Here is a 22,681-nt window from a genome sequence, read left to right as displayed (position 1 = left end):
TACTAGCTAGCATAGAGTTATTTAAATTAGTTAAACGGAAATCACTGTTTAAAATAACTCGTTTTATATTCTAATCCTATATTCTTTTCTATAAGTAAAACTTCAGGTTTATCTTTTCTTAAACCAATTTGCCAATTATTAAAAATCTCCCAGTCCTTATTAACAAAAATAGGATCTCCATACTGATTAATCAAGGCGTTCCGAATTCTGTCCTCTTCTCCTTTTCCTGTTAAAATCCATACTACATTGAGTTTATTATCTCCAAACCTTGCCTCAATTTTTCTTGGAAATCCTAAATATGAAATCCCAAAACAATTTATCTGAATTTGAGCATTGGGATCAGATCCATCTAGTTTTTCCGTATTCGTAAATTCACTCTTTGCGTCCAATAATGGCTTCAATTCATCAATAGATGCTCCTATTTTAAGAAATGCTGGAATTTGATTTGAATCATTAGGTTTTATTTCATCCTTATAGCCGGAATTAAGGTATGGATTTTCCCAAGCGAACAAATTAGTATGTATTGCTTCTTGAGTCAGTATTCTAGCGATGTTCTTATTATTCTTTAAAAATAAACCATCCTCAACATAGACATCATAATCCAAATAGACTCTTGCAGTATCAATACGCTTATTTACAAATACTTTCTGTACATTCCCCCTAGCTTCTATATATTTAAGCTTGTTATCGGCAAATGTAAATACCACCTTATTAATTATTCCATTATCAGTCTTTACTATAGAACAGATTAGGTGTTCCTCTTTTGCTTTTGCTAAAGGAAAACTTGGTCTGTCAATAGATAAGGTATCCACAGTTTTTGATATTTCACCTAATTTTTTAGCCACTCCTTCTAATGATTCATTCAATTTAATACCATTGAAAATTGATTCTGCTTGTGAATAAAATATCAATGGTGCAATGAGAAAAATAATGGTCAATAGTTTTTTATGTAATTTCATAATTGTTAAGATTATTTGCTTTTTTTTAAAGATTATTTTCTTGCATGATTGTTACAGTTTTTACGACAAATAATTTCACGTGTTATAAAAACTAAGAAATAACCAAAGACTAACAAAGATGTGTATAATTAATTGCTAGTTGCGTGCATACTCAGAAAATCCTATGGATTTTCCTCTGGTTCGTTTCCTTTTACTAACTTTAACCTAGCCAACGCAACTAACCATACACAAACACGTTTTGTGCAATATGACCAAACATCAAGAACAATGACAGAATTTTGGGAAGAGAACTTTATTGACAAACAAGAAATGTGGGGATTTGAACCTTCAAAATCTGCTATTCTGACAAAAGATTTCTTTTTAAAAAACTCGGTGAAAAATATTCTTATTCCCGGAATTGGATACGGACGAAATGCACAAATTTTTAAAGAAAACGAAATTGATATAACCGGAATTGAAATTTCCAAAACCGCTATTGATTTGGCTCATAAAAATTATGGAACGGATATGACTATTCATCACGGTTCTGTAACTGAAATGCCTTTTGATAGTAAAAAATATGATGGAGTATTTTGTTACGCACTTATTCATCTTCTCGACAAAAATGACAGATCGAAACTGATAAGTGACTGTTATAACCAACTGAATAAAAACGGTTATATGGTTTTTACAGCCATAACAAAAAATGCACCGAATTTCGGAAAGGGAAAACCAATTGAAAAAGACCGTTATGAATTTCACAAAGGAGCAAAGATTTTTTATTACGACCAAGAATCGCTAAAAGCAGAATTTAATGGCTTTGGTCTTTTTGAATTCAATGAAGTGAATGAAAATCAGCCAATGTATTTGATAAAATGCAAAAAGGAATGAATAAAAATATTTCACACAACACTCTGTATGATTTCATTTGATAAATAGTTTGTCTTTACTATCATTACGCAAACGATTATCACCAAACAAAACATGCACTCATTGTTATAATACATTCTGTAAAAATGAAACTACGAAAGATTATTTTATTGATATTCATTACTATAATTAACAGTACTACTACTTTTTCTCAAAATCAAAATATGCAAATTAAAACAGAGAACTTAAGAGTTTTAGGTAAAGATTCTATCATTGAAATAGCTAATACTATTTTAGAAAAAAAATATCCTGTTTTAAAAATAAATATGAATGACTTCATCATAACAGCTTGGTCAAATAAGAAAAGTATTTTAATTAAATATAGAAGAATCTTTAAATATGTTCCATTAGGTAAATCAGAGAATCATTTTATATACAATTTTTCTATTGATATAATAAATGAAGCTATATATCCTATTGACAATAATTTTCTAATCAATTCCTTTTATATACCAACACAAGAAGAGAGAATGAAAATTAAATTTGTAAAGAATACTATGGAATTTGATACAACATATCACACAACCATTTATGAAAAGGAAGGCGAATATCAAATCTCTTTTACTAATTATCTAATTTCTGGAACAGGTATTATTGATAAAACAACTGGAAAAAGTACTATTATGTCTGGTGTACACGGACCATTTGAACCCGTAAAAGAAGAGAGTGGTTCTCTGATAGAAATAAGAAACTAAAAAGATATAACTGTTAATTAAATATGAAAATAAAAACTAGCGCCCTGCTTATTATCATCGGAATTTTATTTAGCTGTCAGCAAAATACTTCATTAAACAACTCTAAAATAAAAAAGGGGATGATTAAGGTAGCCATCTTCTATCCAAATGGAGAAGATAAAACCTTCAATATGGATTATTATTCAAATAAACACATGCCTATGGCTGCAAGTTTGTTTGGAGATTCTTTAATGGCAATGTCAATCGATAAAGGATTGGCAAATGGTACACCAGAAATGCCTGTTCAATATGTAGCAATTGGATATTTTTACTTTAATACTATGTCCTCTTTCAAAAATTCAATGGAATCCAATTCCGAGAAACTTAAAGCTGATGTTCCAAACTATACAAATATTCAACCCATGATCCAAATAAGTGAAGTACAAATGGTAGAATAATTAACTTAAAAGCTTACTTCAAACAAAAAGATCGGACTATAGGCTGACCCGAAATAAGTAAACTTTGTGAATAGGAAAACACAAACTAACAACCACTATAATTCATTGTGGGTGAATTTCTCACTCGGAAATTCATATCTTTAAACTAACGCTTGGTTCTCGCGGAATAGTCCTTGTATACAATTCCAAAACGAAACTATAGCCGGACTATTGATTCATTAAAAACTGATTAAAAGGTTAATCTATAAATGCTAGTTGAAAATAAAATATCTTATAATGATGCTTTCTGTAATTATCTAAATCATCAACTTAAAATTCAGTTTACTGATACTGAATACAATTACAATTGGATATCTCCAATAGAAATATCAATTAACTCACTCTTTAAAAAAAGAAAAACAAATGGTAACAGGAATGTATGAGTCGGAATGTCCCTTTAGGACATTCCGACTCATACATCAATCGTTAGTAACAACCTGAAAAACACGAATGAGAAAAACAATAACACTTACGATTCTGACTTTTATCACTTCAATTGGATTTTGTCAAAACCAAGAAGAAAATGTTCTTTACATCGTTGACTCAATTCCAGTTATCGAAGAACCGAAAGAAGGGTTTGGAACATTAACAGAAAAGGAAATTGACAGAGTTGATATCCTAAAGGACAAACAAGCAATTGAAAAAAATGGATACAAAGACTTCGACGGAATAATTTATGTTTTTACAAAAGAATATGTAAATAGACCTGATAGTATAAAAGCAATTCCAACAACAAAATTGATGACCAAGAAAAATGGAACTTGGTATTTAAAAAATGAAAGTCAGCCATATTCTGGACCATTTATTGATTATCACCTTAATGGGAAAAAACAAGGAGAAGGCGTTTTATTCAATGGTAGAGTAAAGGGTAAACGACAAATGTATTACTTTAATGGAATGATTTCGGATGAAGTCGAATACGAAAATGGATTACCAGATGGAACTGAAAAGAGATTTTACGAAGACGGTACTTTAATGCAAAAAGGTGACTTCAAAAACGGAAAAGAAATTGGAATTTGGGAAATGTTCCACCCAAACGGACAATTAAAACAACGTACAAACTTTCTGAACGGGAAAATGGATGGAGAATCTGTTTCGTACTATTCGACTGGAGAATTAAAAGGAAAAAACGTATACAGAAACGGAATTTATCAGAAAGACAAAGTCAATGACAAAATATACGATTACTATAAACAAGCTCAAGATGTATACAAACAAAGGAAATTTAAATCAGCAATAAAAAAATATACAAAATGTATTGAGTTACAAGAAAATTGGGCAGATGGTTATTTTGCACGTGGAACCGCTAAAATGAACAATTTTGAGTTTGAAGAAGCACTTAAAGACTTTGACAAAGCAATAGAAATAGAACCTTATTTTACAAACGCTTATTCAAATAGAGCATTTACAATTATCCGAAAATATGAATTTGGAAATAGTCGGACTTTATCAAACTCAAAAGATATTCAAATAATTGCTTCTAAAGAAACTGAAATACCAGAATCAGAACAGACCAAAATTTGTGCGGATTTGAAAAAAGCAGTTTCATTTGGAGACGATAATTGGATGGTTTTAGAAGCATTGAAAAAACATTGTAATGAATAATAAAACCCAGTTGCCAACATTGGCTATACATATTGTGGGCTAATATGAAGTGCCTTGAAATCGCCTACTATGTGTAACCGAGACAGTTGGCAATAATTTAAAGAAACTGAAAACCTATTATCGTTTAGTTCTATAAGTAAAAATGAAATACTTTTCTATAAACCTATATCTAAAGATGCTTAATTGTGCCATCGCAGAAGGCATGTCTAGAAATGATTTTATGGATTTGCCTACTTCAATAGATGAAGCAGAACATTTGCAGGTAATTCCTGCAGAAGAATTTCTGGAATTACATGAGATACTCGACAATCAGCTTGGTCCTGGATTTGGAGTTCGTGTAGGTCAGCAAATGATTATTGAGGATTATGGAGTTTTAGGACTTTCCTGGCGCACTTGCTCAAAAGTTGGAGAAATCTTTGAACGTAGTGAACGCTATTTTAAACTACTCTCAAACACCTTTGTATGGCAAATCAAAGAAGAAGGAAATGTTTCTCACGTGCTACTCAATAGAGAAGCACATAGAAGAGGAATGGAATTATCAACGGAAGCCAGCTTGTCTGCCACAGTGGTAGTACTGCAAGCCATGTCTGAAAAAGACATCTATCCTATTCAAGTTAGTTTTAAACACAACCCTCCTAATGACTTAACTAGCTTTAATGCTGCTTTTAAATGTCCTATACTCTTTAACCAGCTTCATTATTCTATAAGTTATAAAACGTCAGACTTAAACTTAAGAACTGCCAAAGCAGATGCCAGTATCAATAGTTACTTGCTACAGCAAGTAGATGAAAATACAAAAGGAATTAAAATACCTGGTAATAAATTTGTACGAGATGTAGAATCTTTAATTAAAGATAGCCTTCCAACTGGTATACCAGGAATTCAGGAAATAAGTGATCTCTTGGCCATGAGTAATAGAACCTTAACCCGAAGACTTTCTGAAGCTGGTGTCACCTATCGTGATTTAATAAAAAAAACACAAGAGCATCTTGCCAAGGATATGTTACGTGATAATTCACATAGTATTGGTGAAATTGCATTCTTAACAGGGTTTTCTGAACAAAGTGCATTTAATCGCGCTTTCAAGAAATGGACCAACCAAACACCTTCAGAATTTAGAAAAAATAGTTAAAAATTCCGTTTTGGCGCAAAATGTCAAAAGGTTGTCTTTAAGTGTCAAAAATCTTATTTGATCACTTCGCACTTTTGTATCATCAAATTAATAACTCGATATAATGATGATAACATTAGTAAAACTTATAATCGGAATTTTTGCAATACTTGCAGTTAACTCAATAAATACTTACGAATCCATTGAAGAGTATAACGAACTAACTGAATTATATGCTTCAAACTATACATTAAAAGCTTCTAGAGTAAAAGCATTTCAAATATTAGAAAACAAATGCAACGTTTGTCATTACAAACGAAACAAAAGACGTGTATTCACTTTAGAAAACATGAATCCTTGGGCTAATGATATCTACAATCAAGTCTTTATAAAGAAACGAATGCCTAAGGGTAAAAAAATAAAACTTACCTCTAAAGAGTATCAAGAATTATTAACCTGGATATCATCCGCTAAAGCCTCAACCAATGGAATTTAAATTAAATTTTATCATATTAATGCTTGGTATACTATTTACTGGTCTTACAGCAGGACTTTGCTTTACTTGGTCTAATGCTATTACTCCTGGTATTGGAAAGTTAGATGACTTATCATTTTTAAAATCTTTTCAGGTTATGAATAGAGCAATCGTAAATCCTAGTTTTTTAATAGTGTTCTTTTCTCCAATAGTACTATTATTTTTCAATGTTTATTTAAACAGAAAAGCAGATCCTAATATATTTTGGTTGTTTCTAATCGCTGCCATTCTATTTTTTATGGGTATTGGTTTAATCACAATATTTAAAAATGTTCCACTTAATGATATTTTAGAAAACTCCACTTTAGAAAATCTATCCACATCAGAATTGAAGGACTTAAGGCAACGATTTGAAAACCCTTGGAATCGTTGGCACACTATACGAACATTAACATCATTTAGTGCGTTTATTCTTTTAATCACAGGAATGCTCTACTCAAAATAAGCTAACTATTCAACTTATATAACCAAATAATTAATCAAAAAACAAACAATCATGAAACAAGTAAGAGCTATTAGTATTGGAATTATTATCTGGATTATTGGAGTGAGTTTATACACGCTATCCTCCCATATTTCCTTTTTAGAAGATGCAGAACAACAAGCAAATATGCTACTATTTATTTCAATAATACCTTTAGTTTGGCTCGGAGCCAGGCAGTATTACAAAAAAGAAATTGACACTCATGGATATTGGGTCGGACAAACTTTCTTTTTAACATCAGTAGCCTTAGATGCTTTAATCACAGTACCCATTTTTATTATCCCAAATGGAGGTACATACTATCAGTTTTTTACAGATTTAGGCTTTTGGCTTATCGGTTTTGAGTTTATAGCTATTGTAGTACTGTATTGGTATATCAAAACATCAATTCAGAAAAAAAATCAAATAATATAAAATATAAACATTATGAAAAACAACATTTTAGTTATCGGAGGAACTGGAAAGACAGGTCGCCGAGTTACAGAAAATTTAACACAATCTGGACACAACGTACGAGTTGTGGGTAGAAAAACAAATCCAGTATTTGACTGGAAAAACCCTGATACTTATGATAATGCTCTAAAAAATATGGACAGAGCCTATATCGTGTATTATCCAGATTTAGCTGTGCCTGGTTCAAGAGATGCTATTAAATTACTAACAGAAAAAGCCTTAAAGGCTGGTTTAGAAAAAGTAGTATTACTCTCTGGCAAAGGGGAAACTGAAGCTGAAGCTTGCGAGGAAATCGTAGCTAACTCTGGATTGAACTATACTCTAGTTAGAGCGTCTTGGTTTAATCAAAACTTTAGTGAAGGTGCATTTTTAGAATTTATACTAAATGGTACTGTTGCACTTCCAATGCCTGAAGCTGAAATTCCGTTTGTCGATGTAAATGATATAGCCGATGTAGTTTCCAAAGTCATCATAGATGATATGTATAACGGACAAACCATAACCGTGACAGGACCTCAAAAAAGAACCTTTAAGGAAGTCGTTGAAATTATGGCAGAAGCTTCTAATAAACAGATTCAATTTGTGCCTATTTCCATTGACGAATTTAAGGATGGTATGCGAAAAGCAGGATTACCTGATTCTTACGTTTGGTTATTTGGTTATTTATTTAAAGAAGTATTAGGAAACCCTGATAATCAAGAGGTCTCTGATGATGTTGCCAAAGTGCTAGGTAGACCTGCAAAAGATTTTGAAACCTTCGCTAAGCAAACTGCCGCAACTGGCATTTGGAATCAGTCAATTGCTCAGAGTTTATAACTTAAACATCTAAAAATCAAAATATGAAAAATAGACATATAACATTAAGCTTAGTTTTTGGAGCGGGAATTGGACTTTGCATTGGAATCTTGATGAATAGTATTTCAATTGGTTTGTCATTAGGAGCTGGTGCTGGTTTAGTCCTTGGAGCTGCTCTTGGAACTAGAGTTAAAAAAGAGAATGAGAAATAGGAATTGAAAACACAAAATCTTAATTAAACTATTGCCAACAAGATTTATAAGTAATACCGGTTTGAGTAATAACTTGAACCGTTTTTTTATTTAAATAAAGTATATTGTGATAAGGAAAGTAGTTGCAATAATTCCGTAGCTAACCATACACAAGACCGTTAAGAATTTTACACCAAATAAAAAAAATGAAAGTAGATATAATAGATATTATTGGTGTTTTAATAATCTACCAATCTTTAATATTTGCTTTATCTCTACTTTTTAACAAAAAATCTAAACCTCTTTTTGCCAAAGTACTGATTACTATTTGTCTATTATTTATTTTTCATTTTAGTTATATGATATTTGAAAAATATAGTTTAATAAATCAGATTTTTTTAGGGCCTTTCTTTGGCCTTATCTATGGACCAATTTATTATTTATATACTAAAAGCTTAATTTTAGAAGCCTTCAATTATAAAAAGTTTGGGATTCATTTTGTTCCGGCCATAATCACTTTAATTGGATTGGTTATTTTTCACAATCAAGTATTTGACAAAATAAATCTTATAGGTTTAGCAGTTACAATTCATTTCACAGTCTATCTAGGCATTGCATTACACACTTTGTTTAAATACAGAAATCAATTAAAAAATACCGAATCTTCTTTCTATAACATTAGTCTATTTTGGCTAGAAATATTGATTTATATACAATTAATAATAATTAGTGTTATGCTTTTAGAGAGCTATTTTCAATCTTATTTTATTACGGATAACTTAATTTTAATCATCTTTTCTTTGACACTAATTTTGATTAATTGTTTTTATTATTTAGGATTAAAACAAGTAAATCTATTCAAAGGGTTCAAAGAAGAGAACGTAAAACCTACAAAACAAAAGGAGTATTTAATTTCTGAAGAACTATTTAATTCATACGTAGATAAACTTAACAATTATATCGAAGATGAAAAGCCCTACTTAGAGTTCGATATCTCATTACAAGATTTATCAGATAGAATATCGATTTCTCCAAGGAATCTATCCCATATAATAAATAAAAAATATGAAAGAAATTTTTATGATTTCATAAATTACTATAGGCTCGAATTAGTAAAACAAAATCTGCAAGAATCTAACAACCCCATCAAGGAAATCATGTACGACTGTGGTTTTTCTAATAAAGCTACTTTTAATTCTATTTTTAAAAAACACACTGGATTAACTCCGACTCAATTTAGAGAAAAAAAAAGTTAGTCTGAATACAAGTATCTATACTTTTTTCAAAATTGATTTGTCATTTTAGCATCACAAAACAACTCTAAATGGCAACTTTAAAAAAATACCTTAAACCTTTTTTAACGGGAATCGCATCAACCTTAATAATGGTTATAGTAATGTTAAAAATTACTATGAACTTTCAAATACTTCTGTTTTTGGGAGCCTTCATCTTTTTTATGGCAGGTTTAATTAACAGCAATTTTAAGAAACGGCATTTATTATTATTGATACTAATTACGATGATATATTTAATATTATTTATAATGTTTGTATTAGTAGAGATTCTAGAATTATGGTACTTCGTTCCAATATATTTTGCATCCACTTTCTTAGGATTACATTATAAAAATCATAAACAAAAAATAATCCTTTCCCTATTGCTGTTAACAATTACAATGTTATTTATGGCAATAAAAATAATTCCTAAGGACTTACAAAATCGTTTAACTCAAACACGGTTTGAACAGCTTCCTTCCTTTTCAATTAACGAAATGTCAGGAAATGTAGTTAATTCTAAAGCTTTGAAAGGAAAAATCCTGGTTTTAGACTTCTTTGGAACCTGGTGTAAGCCTTGTATACAAGAGCTTAAAGAATTAGATAAAATACAAACTGTATTTAAAGAAAGGGATGATGTAGTTTTTTATATTATAAATGCTGATTTAGGTGGTGACACGCCTGAAAAATTTAATGCATTTATAAAAAATTCTGAATATAAATTTCAGTTTGCATATGACTATAATAGTGAAATATACAAACTACTAAAATTTCAGCAAGTGGGATTACCAACCTTACTTATAATAGATAAGGAACAAAATATTAGATTACAACATTTAGGATATAATACTGCGGAAACAAATTTTTCTAAAAACATAATTGAAACTATTAATAACTTAAAGTAATAATATTTAATCAAAAGAATCAACCCAAATGAAACCTGAAAAATAAAAATCAACGAAATGACAACAAAGCGCATAGTTAATAGCGGTTTGCTAACTAAATGCGGGATTTTTTCTTGCATTTTACTATATTGTATTGCGGAAGCAAATCACATAATCTCCCGTAACTAATGAAAAACTAACAAGTTATATGCAATTTAAAAACAGACGAAATCATGCTGAAAAATAAGATAAAAGGACTCGGAGAGGTGATTTTGTTAGTTAATAATATCGAGACCGTTAAACAGTTTTACAAGGATATTATTGGTCTTGAAATAATCGCGCAAGAGGAAAATTATGTTTTCTTTAAAATTGCTGACGGAACTGCTGGCCATCCTCAAGTTCTTGGTCTCTTTGATAATTCAATCCCTACTGAATTTGGACAAATACGAGAATCTCCTGAAATAAATAAATCGAGCCTTCATCATCTGGCATTGGAAATTGATTTATCTGATTACGAATCTATTGTAAAAGATCTTAAAAAGAATGAAATTCAATTTAAAACAAGAGTTTTTAACTGGATTCAATGGAGGTCCATATATTTACTCGATCCAGAAATGAACGTAGTTGAATTGGTTTGTTTTGATTCAACCATAGAAAAGAAATAAAAACTACATACAACAACCTGTCCTATGAAAAGTACTAATTCAATTAAGAGAAACATCTAATTTCTTTAACTGAAATGTAGATTTATCGTATTTTCAGTACTATAAAACTAAATCCAATTAATAATGACAAAAAGTGAACTTATTGCCAATCGATTAAGAGAAGTTTTATTGAATGGAACTTGGATTGCGAACACCAACTATAAACAACAAATAGAAAGTGTGACTTGGCTACAAGCCAATCAAAAGATTGAAACCCTAAACACCATTGCAATACTCACATATCATATCAATTACTATCTCGCTGGGATTCTAAATGTTTTTACGGGAGGAAAACTCGAAATTAAAGATACGTTTAGTTTTGATATGCCACCTATTACATCTGAAACTGATTGGAAAAACCTCATAAACGAATTCTTAAGCAACGCCAAAAAATTTGCTCTTCAAGTAGAAAAAATGAGTGATCAAAAATTGGATGAGATATTTGTAGATCAAAAGTATGGGACCTACTTACGAAATATTGAAGGTGTCATTGAGCATAGTTATTACCATCTTGGACAGATTTCACTTATAAAAAAACTTATAACAGAAAATAACGAGTAGAATAGCCTACTTCTATGTTACTTACAACTCATTTTACTATTTAATTATATCTCGAAATTCCGAATCTACACTATGCATTTCTATTGTTGAAGGTATCGGTTCTATTCATTTCAGAAAATATAAAGAGAAATGAAATGCTTTAGTAAATGAATCTGAAAATAATCTGGAAATTTAAATGGCTCTATTTGCATACTAAAAAGATACAGGAACACTATGATGATCAATCATCACAGCATTAAGAAGTTACTATCTATATGCTTTTTAAAATAAGCGCCGTAATGAATACGGCGCTTCACAAAAAATATAATGACTATTACTTTGGCATCACCACATCACCAATTACATGAATCACTCCGTTTGTAGCCATTACATCAGTCTTTACAATTTGACTATAATTTCCATTTTGATCTTTTAACCAGATCTTACCGTCTTTCTTTACGGCTTTTAGTTTTGCACCACTTAACGTAGTTAACTCTGTCTTTCCTCCTCCACTTTTTAATGCTTTTACAACAGCAGCCGCATCAATTTTACCTGATACTACATGGTAGGTTAGAATAGAAGTTAACTTACTTTTGTTGGCTGGTTCTAACAAAGAATTCAAGGTTTTTGAATCAATCTTAGCAAAAGCACCATTGGTAGGAGCAAAAACGGTAAAAGGTCCATCTCCTTTTAGTGCTCCAACCAGATCTGCCGCTTTAAGCGCTGTTACTAAGGTAGAAAAATCGTCTACTGATACAGCTACATCTACAATATCCTTTTTTGATTGTGCAAATGTGGATTGAGCTAATACAAATAAGAAAATAGTCGAGGCAATAAAAATTAGTTTTTTCATGATTTTATTTTTTAATTATTAAACATTGTTAAACGCGCTTTTCATATTCATATACACATGTTTGTTTCATTTGGATGAGTTTGGATGAGATTTTTTTTAAATTTGAAGAAGCCGATAACTAAATGAAAGACGATTTAGAACTTATAAAGAAGTTACAGAATCAAGATTCTTATGCCTTGTCTAAGGTTTATGATCTCTATTCTGGCGCACTTTATGGGATAATTTTAAGAATGTGCAAAGATGAACCTTTAGCACAGGATTTATTACAAGAAACATTTATGAAAATTTGGCAAAAATCGCATACGTATAATCCGGATAAAGGAAAGTTTTTTACCTGGTCATATCGAATTGCAAGGAATATCACGTTAAACTCTCTACGTAAAAAAAACGTCCTCATCCAAAATGAGGATTTAAGTGTATATAAAGATAGAAGTACTTCTGAAGCAGAAAAAGACACCTTAGAATTAGATGGTTCTTTAAAAAAACTAGAACCTCATCACCAAAAAGCTTTAGAGCTTGTATATTTTAATGGGCTCACTCATAGAGAAGCGCATGAGGAAATGGATGTTCCTTTGGGAACATTTAAGTCTTATATAAAACAAGCTCTTAAAAAATTAAGAGAATCTTATAAAGAAGAACTTCTTGTAGTATGGATTATTATTGAAATGATGAGATGATGGATAGGAATACGATAAAAGATACAGGGATACTAGAACAATATCTATTAGGTGAACTTTCTGAGGAACAATCTACAGAAGTAGAGAATATCCTTAAAAAGGATAAAGAGTTGCGAGAGTATTTCAGTAAAATGGAAGACGATATGGAGCAAATGGCATTCGAAAATGCAATTACTCCTCCTACTCATATCAAAACAGCTATATTAAATGAAGTGGAAAATTCTAACCTGGTTGCTAAAGAAAAAGTAATTCCATCGCAAAAAAGAAAAAGAGTCTCTTATAATTTTGCGATTGCCGCCAGTCTTGCTGCTTTGTTTTTATTGAGTTCTGGTTGGTTGTATAACCAATGGAAAAATACAGAACGTACTATGATTACATTACAAAAAGAGACCAATGACTTACAAAATAGGCTCGTAAACTTAGAAGATAATTATAAGGAAACTGAAAAATGGTATCAAGCGATCAATAAACCAGAGGTTGTACAGTTGTTATTAAAAGGAAATGAAAAATCGCCTAACTCAGCTGCTATAGCCTATGTAAATCATCAGAACAAAGAAGTGATCCTTAATCCAAAAGGGCTTTCTAAACTAAAGAATGATAAAACCTATCAGATGTGGGCAGATGTAAATGGAGAAATGATTGATATGGGTGTCATTTCTGCTAATCAGGAAATGATCACAATGAAATATATTGAGAATGCAGCATCATTAAACATAACTATTGAGCCGGCTGGAGGAAATGATCATCCTACAGTAGAACAACTAATTTCTAATGTATATCTTTAGTACTATAATCTGTATAAACTCAGCGGTAATTAAATATGATATTCGAAACTCATCAACTGAATTCTCCAATTAGCAAGTACATTGAATCTATATTTCATTTTAAAGATTTTATACCGGATCATTCTATAGAGCGAGTTGTACCCACTGGACATGTGTTTATTATATTCGAATTAGATGACATCCCTAGAAATACATTTGATAATATTACGCTAAAACCTAACAGAACATATACGAAAGCTTGGATATCTGGGATACACAAAAACTATATCTCAATTTCTGCTCATCCAAAATCCGAAATGTTTGTGATTCAGTTTAAGCCTTTTGGAACCTTTCCTTTTTTTCATTTTCCTGCAGCAGATCTGAGTGAAACGATTCTTTCTTCTGAAGAAATTTTTGGAGAAGAACTCGTACTACTAAGAGAAAACCTTCTAAAACAAGAGGCATCTCTAGATAAATTCAGTTTAGCGGAAAAATGGTTAATAAATAGATTTAATGAATCTAAAATACCATCTAAAGAATTACTTTCTGTAGTAGAAAAGCTAGAAACAGAACCCGTAACTAATTTTAATGAAGCCATCGGGAGCTATCCATATACTCAAAAGCATCTTATAGATCAATTCAAAAAATATATAGGTGTGACCCCTAAATATTACCAACGAATCTTACGGTTCAATGAGATCTTGCAACAAGTTCAACAAAAAGAAAGTATATCTTGGTCTCAAGTGGCTTATCAATGTGGGTATGCAGATCAATCTCACTTTATCAAAGAGTTTAATCATTTTTCTGGTTTTAATCCTCAAGAATTTATCAAGCAAGAATTCAATAAAGATGAACCCAATTTCTTTCCTTTGGATAGAGAAGGTTAATTTTTTACTATCCTGCAAAAAAGTATTTCGCTAAAATTGTTCTTTTAAAAATAAAAGCATGGATCTAGCAACTACTTTTGAAGCAATTAACTGGTTATCGGTAATAATAGCCACATTATCAACTTTCTTATTAGGAGGCATATGGTATGGTCCTCTATTCGGACATATCTGGATGGATTTGTTCAATTTCACAAAAGATGACCTTAAAAACCGAAGCATTCCTAAAACATTTGGGATTTCTTTACTACTAGCTTTTATTGCTACAGTAATTTTGGAAATGTTTATTGGCAAAGAAGCTGATATTATATTCGGAACATTAGCAGGTTTTTTTGCTGGATTTGGTTGGGTTGCTACATTTTTGGGAATTTTATATATTTTCGAAATGAAATCTTTAAAAGCATACTTCATCAATGCCGGATATTGTATATTATCATTAACATTAATGGGTGCTATCTTAGGCACTTTGTAAAATCAACTTTATGGATCAAGCACTACAAACGATGATTAATAATATGCCTGAGAAAACAGGTAAGTCCTTAGAAGAATGGAAACAAATTTTAAAAGACAAATCATTTGCTAAACACGGTGAAGCAGTTAAATTCTTAAAAGAAGAACATAGTGTAACTCACGGATTTGCCAATACTATTGTCTCCTTATCCAAAGAGTCTAATGATACGCCTGATGATTTGGTAACAAGCCAATACAAGGGCAAGGAAAATTTATTTCCTATTTATGAAAAGCTTCTTACTATCGTAGGATCTTTTGGTGATGATGTCGTTAAAACACCTAAAAAACCAGTGTTAGCATTATTAGAAAAAAGCAGTTTGCACTTATTAAACCAGCTACTAAAACCAGAATTGATCTAGGTTTAAAACTAAAAGAGAAACCTACTACAGAACGGCTTCAAAACTCAGGTCCTTTTGGCACCATGTGTACCCATAGAGTTCAATTGAAATCGATTGATCAAGTAGATACAGAGTTAACGGAATGGTTAAAAGAAGCTTATAAAATGGCGGAATAACAAGCGTATGTCATTATAAATCTAGGTTGTAGTTTTGAATAGCCTTGATAATTGGGTTTTTAAATTACAGGTGTATCTAATAAAATGCCCGTTTTCAGGTTATTAAAATTTTTATTGAAAAATAACATCCATCCCCCAACCCTTCCTTCGAAGGAAGAGAGTTAGTAAAGTCTCCTCGCTGCGGCGAGGAGACTTAGAGGGATGTTTAACGTCCATCAAGATATCATTGTTAATGTAAAATAGAACCTAAATCTGTTGTTAATACACTTATACGTTATTAAAAAAATTGTTTTAAACTTTATATTTTATTTATGATATAATTCATCTCCGAATACGATATATTCAGGATATTGCCATTGATTATTTATACTTTTAAAACAGAATTTACATGAACATTACATTAGAACAAGCGGAGAAAATTATTAGTGCCGCTAAGGCAAAATCTATTGCATTAAATACCAAAATGAATATTTCTGTCGTTGATGCAGGAGCAAATCTTGTAGCTTTTGCACGTATGGATGGAGCGTGGTTAGGTTCTCTTGATATCTCTTTAAAGAAAGCAAAAACAGCTCGTTTCTTTGATATGAATACCGGTACAATTGGAGAACTATCACAACCAGGAGGTCCTTTATATAACATTGAGCATTCTAACGGAGGTCTAATAACTTTCCCAGGAGGAGTTCCAATCAAGAATGAAAACGATGAGATTATAGGAGCAATTGGAGTGAGCGGTAGTAGCGTAGAAAATGATCATGCTGTAGCAGAAGCTGGTGCAAACGCTTTATAATTATTAAAAAAATAGCGTGTAGGTTATCTAAAATTAAATATTGATAATCTACACGTTTTTTTTAGTCTTAATATTACCACTAACTATCATCAATACTGGTATATGAAAAAAATCGTTAGTTATGTCTGGCCGTTTACCAAAAAAATTCAGTCTAAAATTAACGGAACTCTGGAAATCACCTGGATGAATGGAAAAAAAGTGTTGGATAGTGAAACTGCTAACTACTCTTATGGTTCATTACAACGTATTTTAGATTATGGATTGTCTAAAATATACTTTGATAGTAAGTCTAGTGTGCTATTACTGGGAATGGGCGGAGGAAGTGTAATAGATACATTAAGAAATCGATATAAACACAGTGGTCATATCACTACTGTAGAAATTGATCCAATAATTATTCAATTAGCAAAAGATGAATTCGACATTACAGAAAATAAAGATTTGACTATTATTTCTGAAGATGCGCATCGTTTTGTAATTAATTGTAAAAACTCTTTTGATCTAATCATCATAGATCTCTTCATTGACCTAAAAGTGCCTATCAAATTTTATCAGATCTCTTTTTGGGATCAACTCATTGAATTAATAAAACCTAAAGGAAATGTGCTTTTTAATGCAGGTATCCAACTGAATGATGATTCTGACATACAATCGCTAATAACCAATTATTCTAAAAAGATAGAGTTTCAGCTACACAGCAATATTCATGGAACTAATACACTACTGATAGGTAGAAAAAAATAGTATCTTCGTTATTGATCTTACTTTTTATTAGCATGAATGCAAAAAGCCTTACCAATACTGCCCAAACTATAGCATCCTATATACATAGAACTCCTATCCTAACATCACGACTCCTTAACAAAATCTCAGGAGCAGATTTATATTTTAAGTGTGAAAATTTTCAGCGAATGGGAGCTTTTAAAATGCGTGGCGCAACACATGCTATTTTACAATTATCTAATGAACAAAAAGCTAAAGGAGTGGTTACACACTCTTCTGGTAATTTTGCGCAAGCGCTATCACTTGCAGCTCAGAGTTTAGGAGTAAAAGCATATATTGTAATGCCTTCTAATGCTCCACAAGTAAAAAAAGATGCAGTTAAAGATTATGGAGGAGAAATTATAGAATGCCCTCCTACTCATAAAGATCGTGAAGCAACAGCAAATAAAATTCAAACTGAAAAAGGAGCAACTTTTTTACATCCCTATAATGACCACAATGTAATATTAGGACAAGGAACTGCAGCTTTAGAATTATTGCAAGATTATCCCGATTTAGAATATATATTTTCTCCTGTTGGCGGTGGCGGACTGATTTCTGGAACAGCATTGGCGGCTCATTTTTATGGAAAAAATTGTAAAGTCATTGGTGGAGAACCTTTTGAAGTAGATGATGCTTATAGAGCACTACAAAGTGGTACATTAGAAATTAACGAAACCACCAACACAGCTGCTGACGGACTCAAAATGCCTTTAGGAGATCTTACTTTTCCTATCATACAGAAATATGTTTCGGAGATTATCCGAGTAGATGAGGAAGAAATTATAGCCGCTATGCGTTTGATTTGGGAACGTATGAAAATCATTATAGAACCTTCTTGTGCAGTTCCATTGGCTGCTTTGCTTAGAGAAAAAGAACGATTTCAGAGTAAAAAAATAGGAATTATTCTCTCTGGAGGAAACGTGGATTTAGGCAATCTACCTTTTTAAAAACATTTTAGCACATATTTAACAATCTCTTAAAACACCTTTAAAACAAGCATTTACAAGACAAAACTCCGAATCAATTAGTTAAACTACTAATTAATTAGTTGCTAAACTAACTAATTAGTAGTACGTTTGCTATATCAAATTTCAAGATCATGCAAAAGTTAGCTAAAAGAGAAGAACAGATCATGCAGAGTTTATGGAAACTCGAAAAAGCCTTCATTAAGGAAATCATTGAAGAACTACCGGATCCCAAGCCTCATTATAATACGACTGCAACTATTGTAAAGATTTTAGAGGAAAAGGGATTTATTAGTCATAAAGCATTTGGCAATAGTTTTCAGTATTACCCTTTGATCTCTAAACAAGACTATCAAAAAGATGTTTTAGGTGAAGTAGTTAATAATTACTTCGACAACTCACCGCTGGCTTTGGTAAAGTTCTTTGCCAAAGAAGAAAAAATAAATACCGAAGAATTAGAAGAAATCATTAAACTCATTAAAAACAATAAGTAATGGCTTATATCATCTACAGTGCAGCACTTATAGGTTTATCGTATCTAATCTACAGATTATTCCTTTCTAAAGAGACATTTTACCACTTAAACAGATGGGTTTTACTAGGGTTAATCCTTGTCTCGTTCTCATTACCTTTTATATCAGTACCGGAAAACATATCCTTCAGAACTACTATTTTTCAGAAACCTGAAGTTGAACATCAAGCTACTGAAGTAACCGAATTTCCAATTACGGAAAATGAAATTCAATATAACGAATCTGCAAAAATAACGACTTCAACTTCAGAAAATATTGCGAATACCATCACTCCTTCTATTATTTCTTTAGACTGGAAATCAATCATTCTCTATATCTATATTTTAGGAGTTATGGCTTTTGGAGTTAATTTTTTAATCCAATTAGCTGTGCTATTATATAGAATGATACAACATCCTAGTATAGAAGTAGATACGTATAAAATAGTAGAAACCGATACGAATCATGCCCCCTACTCTTTCTGGAACAGAATATTTATCAATCCAAATCAATATAATCCAGATACGTATTTACAGATCTTGAAGCATGAACAAATGCATATTACTGGTAAACATAGTTTAGATATGTTGTTGGTAGAATTGCTAGTGACCGTGCAATGGTTTAATCCTTTTGCATGGTTATATCGAAAAGCTATTGATAATAATCTCGAATATCTCACAGATAGCGGTATGCTTACTAAAGGTGAGGATAAGGAAGTTTATCAAATGAATTTACTAAAAGTATCAACCCCAGATATGCCAACAGGTTTGGCAACAAGTTACAATCAATCATTTCTCAAAAAACGAATAATTATGATGAATTCTAAAAAATCGACTGCAAAATCAGGATGGAAATACCTAATCATTATTCCATTACTGGCCATAACCGTATTATCATTCAATCCGGTTAGTATTAATCCATCAATCGCTGAAGTTGATGAAGCTTTTTCAAATGAATTAGAAACTCCAACGGATGAACATTTTAAAGAGTCAAAATTTAAAAATGATTTTACTAAAGGTGTTTGGGATGCCGAAGTTGGGGGAGGAAAACTATGTGTTATGTACAGAAGTGCAGAACCTCTCAAACGAAGTTATTGGTCTATAACACGATGTTATGATCCATCTTTCTTTGCAGGTTTCCCTGCTGGTGATAAACAAAAACTAGAAATAACAAGAGATGCCGGAACTATGGTATATCTGGGTGAATTCGAAAATGGAATTGGAGATGGAAGATATACTTTCACACCAAATGCTAGTTTCAGTAGTGCGCTATCTAAACAAGGGTTCACTGCAGATAATGAAGAACTTGTACACTGTTTTCTTACAGATTTTGATACTACATATTTAGCATATCTAAAAAAAGAAAACCTTTCATTAAGTCAGGATGATTTTGAAGATATTATCCATAAAGGACTTTCTCTGGAAAAACTAAAATTGTATCGAAAAGAACTTTCAGCACTTGGGTACACTAACTATACAATGGAGGAAGTAAGTAAATTAAACCTATTTGATGTAGATGTAGCTTATATAAAATTTATCAATAAGGTGAATGGTCAAAAGGCTACGTTAAAGGAAATTACGAAAGCGAAAATTCATAACCTCTCTCCAGAGTTCATTAAATCATATAACGATAATGGATATAAAAAGATGTCACTAAATGACTATATGAAATTGAAAATCCATAATGTTTCTCCTGATTTTATTGCAAACTTCAAGAAAGAAGGATATACGAATATTTCTGCAAAAGAAGCACAGAACCTTAAGATTCATAATGTGACACCGCAATATGTCCAATCTTATAAAGATGCAGGATATAAAAATATTACGTTAAAAGAGGCTAAAAACTTAAAAATTCATAATATCACGCCTGCATTTATTAGTAGTTTTAAAAAGATTGGGTATCCCAATATTTCTTTAAAAGAAGCAAAAGATTTAAAAATCCATAATGTCACAGCTGATCTCATACAGTCTTTTAAAAAATCCGGGCAGAGCAATATTTCCTTAAAGGAAGCAATTAAACTAAAAATACATAATATTTCTCCTGAGCAAGTAAAAATTGCTAAGAGTAATGGCCAGTCAAGTTCTACCAATAGTTCTGGTAAAGCATATCAAGATGCGCAACAAACACCAGGTGATTTTATAAAACAATTTAAAGCACTTGGTTACGAAAATGCTTCCGTAGACGACATTATTTCTCTTAAAATTCATAATGTTACGCCAGATTTTATAAAAAAGTATCACGATGCAGGATATAAAAATATTCCGCTAGATGATGTTGTAGGATTGAAAATTCACAATGTAACTCCAGAATTTATAGAGACCTTCAAAAAAGCTGGTTATAAAAATATTTCTTTAGAAGAAGCTATGTCTTTAAAAATTCATAATGTATCTCTGGATGCTGCTGCCGAGTATATAAAAATCGGATATAACAACCTGGACATTGATGATCTGATGTCTCTTAAAATTCATAATGTATCACCAGAGTATATTAAAGAATTTAAGAAAACAAAATTTGGCAACCTACCTATGGATGATATGATCTCTTTTAAAATCCATAATGTAACACCCGAATTTATAAAACCTTTTGAAGATTTAGGATATACTAATATTACAGCGGATCAAGCTATGAGTCTTAAAATTCATAATGTTACTCTTGAATTTGTAAAATCATTGAAAGATGAAGATCCAAATATATCACTAGAGCAAGCAACCAGAATAAAAATTCATTTTTAAGTGTTTATTTCAATCTAGCCAACAACTAATTACATTCATCAATCATTGAAAATGCTGTTAATTATTTTAGTTAGCAGCATTTTTCATATTTCATCTATTATCAGTGACTAGACAATTTTATCAGGCTTCAATTTCGGGGTTCCATAAAATTTTATTTCAATGCAGTTTCGTTATTTATGTATATGCAATCCTATTTGCCTATGTATTCTGAGTGAATTATCTTTTTCTCTACGCCAATATGAAATCCCGTTTCCTGCAGTACTCCCAGAAAATCCCTGAACTGTCCAATCTACATAAAATCCACCGTATTTTATATAGCCGTTTTCTACTTTATCGTATGCATACGTCATCAGTTCAAGAGAATCTATTTTTGCCGGATTATGATAATATGCTTTATAGTGATCTATCAAAACAGACTTTCCTATTTTAATAGTATTAGCAAACGGTAAGTACATTGCTTCATCTGTATATGAATCCGCAGTTTTCTCAGGAACTCTAGTTATTACATTATTTTTCCCCAAAGCAATATATGCTTCTAATTCTCTTGGTATTGTAATAACTTTAGGTATAGAGGTAGTAACTTCTGGAACTAAGAATATCGAAGGGTCATCGATATTTCGTAAATATCCAAATGATTCTGCACGTAATTTTAGTTTTCCTTGTGTGTCCTTTTTCCAGACATTAAAATATTTACCTTCTAATTTTTCGGAGTTTTCAAAAACCTTGGTAAATAATCCTATCTCAATAATTCTGTTAGTAAATTCTAAAACATCTATTGTTTGCCTATCATACTCCTTAATATTCTGTCTGGCGAATACGGTATCATAATATATTTTAATATTATCACTATTTACTATTAAAGGATTGTAATCTGTCATTAACAAAGACTCTTGATCATATAAATCACGAATTATTTCAAACGATCTTGTCTTTGTAGCATTACTAATTTTTTGATTGTATTCTTGTAAAAGATCTTCTACTGTTTCTGATTGTTCAAATGTATCAACTTTATTATTTTTTGAGTTTTCACAGGCTAATAACGCTACTAACACAAAAACTAAGGATATATATTTCTTCATTATTTAGTCTTTTAGAATTCTGAA

At 31.2% G+C, this 22,681-nt stretch carries 28 protein-coding genes; 25 read left to right on the top strand and 3 right to left on the bottom strand.

The window, feature by feature from the left end:
- Positions 1 to 41 precede the first annotated feature (41 nt).
- A complete protein-coding gene (locus Q0910_RS03385; RefSeq protein WP_299212589.1) occupies positions 42 to 959 on the bottom strand; it encodes a hypothetical protein in 918 nt (305 codons plus the stop codon).
- Positions 960 to 1,226: 267 nt separating this feature from the next.
- Here Q0910_RS03385 and Q0910_RS03380 point away from each other — a divergent pair, with 267 nt between their 5' ends.
- The 14 genes from Q0910_RS03380 to Q0910_RS03315 all read left to right on the top strand — a co-directional run bounded on the left by Q0910_RS03380 (position 1,227) and on the right by Q0910_RS03315 (position 11,636).
- The gene (locus Q0910_RS03380; protein WP_299212587.1) at positions 1,227 to 1,829 is read left to right on the top strand and encodes a class I SAM-dependent methyltransferase; all 603 of its coding nucleotides are present in this window, start codon (positions 1,227 to 1,229) and stop codon (positions 1,827 to 1,829) included.
- 203 nt (positions 1,830 to 2,032) lie between these two features.
- Complete coding sequence (locus Q0910_RS03375) at positions 2,033 to 2,563, top strand: hypothetical protein (RefSeq protein WP_299212585.1); 531 nt, start codon at positions 2,033 to 2,035, stop codon at positions 2,561 to 2,563.
- 119 nt (positions 2,564 to 2,682) lie between these two features.
- On the top strand, positions 2,683 to 3,000 hold the full coding sequence (locus tag Q0910_RS03370) for an EthD family reductase (protein WP_299212583.1): 318 nt from the start codon (positions 2,683 to 2,685) through the stop codon (positions 2,998 to 3,000).
- A 489-nt stretch (positions 3,001 to 3,489) separates the two neighbouring features.
- Positions 3,490 to 4,644, top strand: a complete 1,155-nt coding sequence (locus tag Q0910_RS03365) for a tetratricopeptide repeat protein (RefSeq protein ID WP_299212581.1) — start codon at positions 3,490 to 3,492, stop codon at positions 4,642 to 4,644.
- Positions 4,645 to 4,786: 142 nt separating this feature from the next.
- Positions 4,787 to 5,776: an AraC family transcriptional regulator gene (locus Q0910_RS03360; protein WP_299212579.1), complete on the top strand. Its 990-nt coding sequence runs from the start codon at positions 4,787 to 4,789 to the stop codon at positions 5,774 to 5,776.
- 103 nt (positions 5,777 to 5,879) lie between these two features.
- Positions 5,880 to 6,251, top strand: a complete 372-nt coding sequence (locus Q0910_RS03355; protein ID WP_299212577.1) for a hypothetical protein — start codon at positions 5,880 to 5,882, stop codon at positions 6,249 to 6,251.
- Entirely contained in the window at positions 6,241 to 6,735 is a 495-nt protein-coding gene (locus Q0910_RS03350) for a DUF1772 domain-containing protein (RefSeq protein WP_299212575.1), read from the top strand. The genes Q0910_RS03355 and Q0910_RS03350 overlap by 11 nt, the downstream gene beginning before the upstream one ends.
- Before the next feature lie 51 nt (positions 6,736 to 6,786).
- Positions 6,787 to 7,188: a DUF5367 family protein gene (locus tag Q0910_RS03345; protein ID WP_299212573.1), complete on the top strand. Its 402-nt coding sequence runs from the start codon at positions 6,787 to 6,789 to the stop codon at positions 7,186 to 7,188.
- Positions 7,189 to 7,200: 12 nt separating this feature from the next.
- Positions 7,201 to 8,043, top strand: a complete 843-nt coding sequence (locus tag Q0910_RS03340) for an NmrA family NAD(P)-binding protein (RefSeq protein WP_299212571.1) — start codon at positions 7,201 to 7,203, stop codon at positions 8,041 to 8,043.
- 23 nt (positions 8,044 to 8,066) lie between these two features.
- The gene (locus tag Q0910_RS03335) at positions 8,067 to 8,234 is read left to right on the top strand and encodes a hypothetical protein (RefSeq protein ID WP_299212569.1); all 168 of its coding nucleotides are present in this window, start codon (positions 8,067 to 8,069) and stop codon (positions 8,232 to 8,234) included.
- 185 nt (positions 8,235 to 8,419) lie between these two features.
- Entirely contained in the window at positions 8,420 to 9,469 is a 1,050-nt protein-coding gene (locus tag Q0910_RS03330) for a helix-turn-helix domain-containing protein (protein WP_299212567.1), read from the top strand.
- A gap of 68 nt (positions 9,470 to 9,537) precedes the next feature.
- The gene (locus Q0910_RS03325) at positions 9,538 to 10,392 is read left to right on the top strand and encodes a TlpA disulfide reductase family protein (RefSeq protein ID WP_299212565.1); all 855 of its coding nucleotides are present in this window, start codon (positions 9,538 to 9,540) and stop codon (positions 10,390 to 10,392) included.
- 212 nt (positions 10,393 to 10,604) lie between these two features.
- Positions 10,605 to 11,036 (top strand): VOC family protein, encoded by a 432-nt coding sequence (locus Q0910_RS03320; protein WP_299212563.1) that lies wholly within the window; start codon positions 10,605 to 10,607, stop codon positions 11,034 to 11,036.
- Positions 11,037 to 11,159: 123 nt separating this feature from the next.
- Positions 11,160 to 11,636: a DUF1572 domain-containing protein gene (locus tag Q0910_RS03315; RefSeq protein WP_299212561.1), complete on the top strand. Its 477-nt coding sequence runs from the start codon at positions 11,160 to 11,162 to the stop codon at positions 11,634 to 11,636.
- A gap of 313 nt (positions 11,637 to 11,949) precedes the next feature.
- On the opposite strand, the gene Q0910_RS03310 is transcribed toward Q0910_RS03315, so the two are convergent.
- Positions 11,950 to 12,468: a fasciclin domain-containing protein gene (locus Q0910_RS03310; protein ID WP_299212559.1), complete on the bottom strand. Its 519-nt coding sequence runs from the start codon at positions 12,466 to 12,468 to the stop codon at positions 11,950 to 11,952.
- 122 nt (positions 12,469 to 12,590) lie between these two features.
- Between Q0910_RS03310 and Q0910_RS03305 the strand changes: the two genes are divergently transcribed.
- The 11 genes from Q0910_RS03305 to Q0910_RS03255 all read left to right on the top strand — a co-directional run bounded on the left by Q0910_RS03305 (position 12,591) and on the right by Q0910_RS03255 (position 21,578).
- Entirely contained in the window at positions 12,591 to 13,145 is a 555-nt protein-coding gene (locus Q0910_RS03305; protein ID WP_299212557.1) for a sigma-70 family RNA polymerase sigma factor, read from the top strand.
- Positions 13,145 to 13,930, top strand: coding sequence for an anti-sigma factor (locus Q0910_RS03300; protein ID WP_299212555.1), 786 nt, complete (start codon positions 13,145 to 13,147; stop codon positions 13,928 to 13,930). The genes Q0910_RS03305 and Q0910_RS03300 overlap by 1 nt, the downstream gene beginning before the upstream one ends.
- 35 nt (positions 13,931 to 13,965) lie before the next feature.
- Positions 13,966 to 14,796 carry a helix-turn-helix domain-containing protein gene (locus Q0910_RS03295; RefSeq protein WP_299212553.1) on the top strand — a complete coding sequence of 277 codons (831 nt, stop codon included), beginning with the start codon at positions 13,966 to 13,968 and terminating at the stop codon, positions 14,794 to 14,796.
- 58 nt (positions 14,797 to 14,854) lie between these two features.
- Positions 14,855 to 15,265: a DUF1761 domain-containing protein gene (locus Q0910_RS03290; protein ID WP_299212551.1), complete on the top strand. Its 411-nt coding sequence runs from the start codon at positions 14,855 to 14,857 to the stop codon at positions 15,263 to 15,265.
- A gap of 10 nt (positions 15,266 to 15,275) precedes the next feature.
- On the top strand, positions 15,276 to 15,662 hold the full coding sequence (locus Q0910_RS03285) for a DUF4287 domain-containing protein (protein WP_299212549.1): 387 nt from the start codon (positions 15,276 to 15,278) through the stop codon (positions 15,660 to 15,662).
- Positions 15,602 to 15,817, top strand: a complete 216-nt coding sequence (locus tag Q0910_RS03280) for a DUF5655 domain-containing protein (protein ID WP_366142625.1) — start codon at positions 15,602 to 15,604, stop codon at positions 15,815 to 15,817. The genes Q0910_RS03285 and Q0910_RS03280 overlap by 61 nt, the downstream gene beginning before the upstream one ends.
- A gap of 388 nt (positions 15,818 to 16,205) precedes the next feature.
- Positions 16,206 to 16,604, top strand: coding sequence for a heme-binding protein (locus Q0910_RS03275; protein WP_299212547.1), 399 nt, complete (start codon positions 16,206 to 16,208; stop codon positions 16,602 to 16,604).
- Positions 16,605 to 16,706: 102 nt separating this feature from the next.
- The gene (locus tag Q0910_RS03270; RefSeq protein WP_299212545.1) at positions 16,707 to 17,348 is read left to right on the top strand and encodes a fused MFS/spermidine synthase; all 642 of its coding nucleotides are present in this window, start codon (positions 16,707 to 16,709) and stop codon (positions 17,346 to 17,348) included.
- 32 nt (positions 17,349 to 17,380) lie between these two features.
- On the top strand, positions 17,381 to 18,316 hold the full coding sequence (locus Q0910_RS03265; RefSeq protein ID WP_299212543.1) for a pyridoxal-phosphate dependent enzyme: 936 nt from the start codon (positions 17,381 to 17,383) through the stop codon (positions 18,314 to 18,316).
- Positions 18,317 to 18,468: 152 nt separating this feature from the next.
- Complete coding sequence (locus tag Q0910_RS03260; RefSeq protein WP_299212541.1) at positions 18,469 to 18,828, top strand: BlaI/MecI/CopY family transcriptional regulator; 360 nt, start codon at positions 18,469 to 18,471, stop codon at positions 18,826 to 18,828.
- The gene (locus tag Q0910_RS03255; protein ID WP_299212539.1) at positions 18,828 to 21,578 is read left to right on the top strand and encodes a M56 family metallopeptidase; all 2,751 of its coding nucleotides are present in this window, start codon (positions 18,828 to 18,830) and stop codon (positions 21,576 to 21,578) included. The genes Q0910_RS03260 and Q0910_RS03255 overlap by 1 nt, the downstream gene beginning before the upstream one ends.
- Before the next feature lie 170 nt (positions 21,579 to 21,748).
- Here the strand turns inward: Q0910_RS03255 and Q0910_RS03250 are convergent, their stop codons facing one another.
- Positions 21,749 to 22,657: a hypothetical protein gene (locus Q0910_RS03250; protein WP_299212537.1), complete on the bottom strand. Its 909-nt coding sequence runs from the start codon at positions 22,655 to 22,657 to the stop codon at positions 21,749 to 21,751.
- Between the last annotated feature and the right edge of the window lie 24 nt (positions 22,658 to 22,681).

The organism is uncultured Aquimarina sp. (genome assembly GCF_947495315.1).
Lineage (GTDB): Bacteria > Bacteroidota > Bacteroidia > Flavobacteriales > Flavobacteriaceae > Aquimarina.
Note: the sequence above shows the minus strand (reverse complement) of the source record. Positions and strands in the feature narration are given on the sequence as shown.

Bases quoted from the DNA above. Each gene is read 5' to 3' on its own strand.
- Q0910_RS03305 (WP_299212557.1), top strand. From the start codon at position 12,591: ATGAAAGACGATTTAGAACTTATAAAGAAGTTACAGAATCAAGATTCT.
- Q0910_RS03330 (WP_299212567.1), top strand. From the start codon at position 8,420: ATGAAAGTAGATATAATAGATATTATTGGTGTTTTAATAATCTACCAA.
- Q0910_RS03320 (WP_299212563.1), top strand. From the start codon at position 10,605: ATGCTGAAAAATAAGATAAAAGGACTCGGAGAGGTGATTTTGTTAGTT.
- Q0910_RS03350 (WP_299212575.1), top strand. From the start codon at position 6,241: ATGGAATTTAAATTAAATTTTATCATATTAATGCTTGGTATACTATTT.
- Q0910_RS03265 (WP_299212543.1), top strand. From the start codon at position 17,381: ATGAATGCAAAAAGCCTTACCAATACTGCCCAAACTATAGCATCCTAT.
- Q0910_RS03310 (WP_299212559.1), bottom strand. From the start codon at position 12,468: ATGAAAAAACTAATTTTTATTGCCTCGACTATTTTCTTATTTGTATTA.
- Q0910_RS03385 (WP_299212589.1), bottom strand. From the start codon at position 959: ATGAAATTACATAAAAAACTATTGACCATTATTTTTCTCATTGCACCA.
- Q0910_RS03380 (WP_299212587.1), top strand. From the start codon at position 1,227: ATGACAGAATTTTGGGAAGAGAACTTTATTGACAAACAAGAAATGTGG.
- Q0910_RS03275 (WP_299212547.1), top strand. From the start codon at position 16,206: ATGAACATTACATTAGAACAAGCGGAGAAAATTATTAGTGCCGCTAAG.
- Q0910_RS03345 (WP_299212573.1), top strand. From the start codon at position 6,787: ATGAAACAAGTAAGAGCTATTAGTATTGGAATTATTATCTGGATTATT.
- Q0910_RS03255 (WP_299212539.1), top strand. From the start codon at position 18,828: ATGGCTTATATCATCTACAGTGCAGCACTTATAGGTTTATCGTATCTA.
- Q0910_RS03285 (WP_299212549.1), top strand. From the start codon at position 15,276: ATGGATCAAGCACTACAAACGATGATTAATAATATGCCTGAGAAAACA.
- Q0910_RS03325 (WP_299212565.1), top strand. From the start codon at position 9,538: ATGGCAACTTTAAAAAAATACCTTAAACCTTTTTTAACGGGAATCGCA.
- Q0910_RS03315 (WP_299212561.1), top strand. From the start codon at position 11,160: ATGACAAAAAGTGAACTTATTGCCAATCGATTAAGAGAAGTTTTATTG.
- Q0910_RS03295 (WP_299212553.1), top strand. From the start codon at position 13,966: ATGATATTCGAAACTCATCAACTGAATTCTCCAATTAGCAAGTACATT.
- Q0910_RS03360 (WP_299212579.1), top strand. From the start codon at position 4,787: ATGAAATACTTTTCTATAAACCTATATCTAAAGATGCTTAATTGTGCC.
- Q0910_RS03335 (WP_299212569.1), top strand. From the start codon at position 8,067: ATGAAAAATAGACATATAACATTAAGCTTAGTTTTTGGAGCGGGAATT.
- Q0910_RS03300 (WP_299212555.1), top strand. From the start codon at position 13,145: ATGGATAGGAATACGATAAAAGATACAGGGATACTAGAACAATATCTA.
- Q0910_RS03340 (WP_299212571.1), top strand. From the start codon at position 7,201: ATGAAAAACAACATTTTAGTTATCGGAGGAACTGGAAAGACAGGTCGC.
- Q0910_RS03375 (WP_299212585.1), top strand. From the start codon at position 2,033: ATGCAAATTAAAACAGAGAACTTAAGAGTTTTAGGTAAAGATTCTATC.
- Q0910_RS03365 (WP_299212581.1), top strand. From the start codon at position 3,490: ATGAGAAAAACAATAACACTTACGATTCTGACTTTTATCACTTCAATT.
- Q0910_RS03270 (WP_299212545.1), top strand. From the start codon at position 16,707: ATGAAAAAAATCGTTAGTTATGTCTGGCCGTTTACCAAAAAAATTCAG.
- Q0910_RS03250 (WP_299212537.1), bottom strand. From the start codon at position 22,657: ATGAAGAAATATATATCCTTAGTTTTTGTGTTAGTAGCGTTATTAGCC.
- Q0910_RS03260 (WP_299212541.1), top strand. From the start codon at position 18,469: ATGCAAAAGTTAGCTAAAAGAGAAGAACAGATCATGCAGAGTTTATGG.
- Q0910_RS03290 (WP_299212551.1), top strand. From the start codon at position 14,855: ATGGATCTAGCAACTACTTTTGAAGCAATTAACTGGTTATCGGTAATA.
- Q0910_RS03355 (WP_299212577.1), top strand. From the start codon at position 5,880: ATGATGATAACATTAGTAAAACTTATAATCGGAATTTTTGCAATACTT.
- Q0910_RS03370 (WP_299212583.1), top strand. From the start codon at position 2,683: ATGATTAAGGTAGCCATCTTCTATCCAAATGGAGAAGATAAAACCTTC.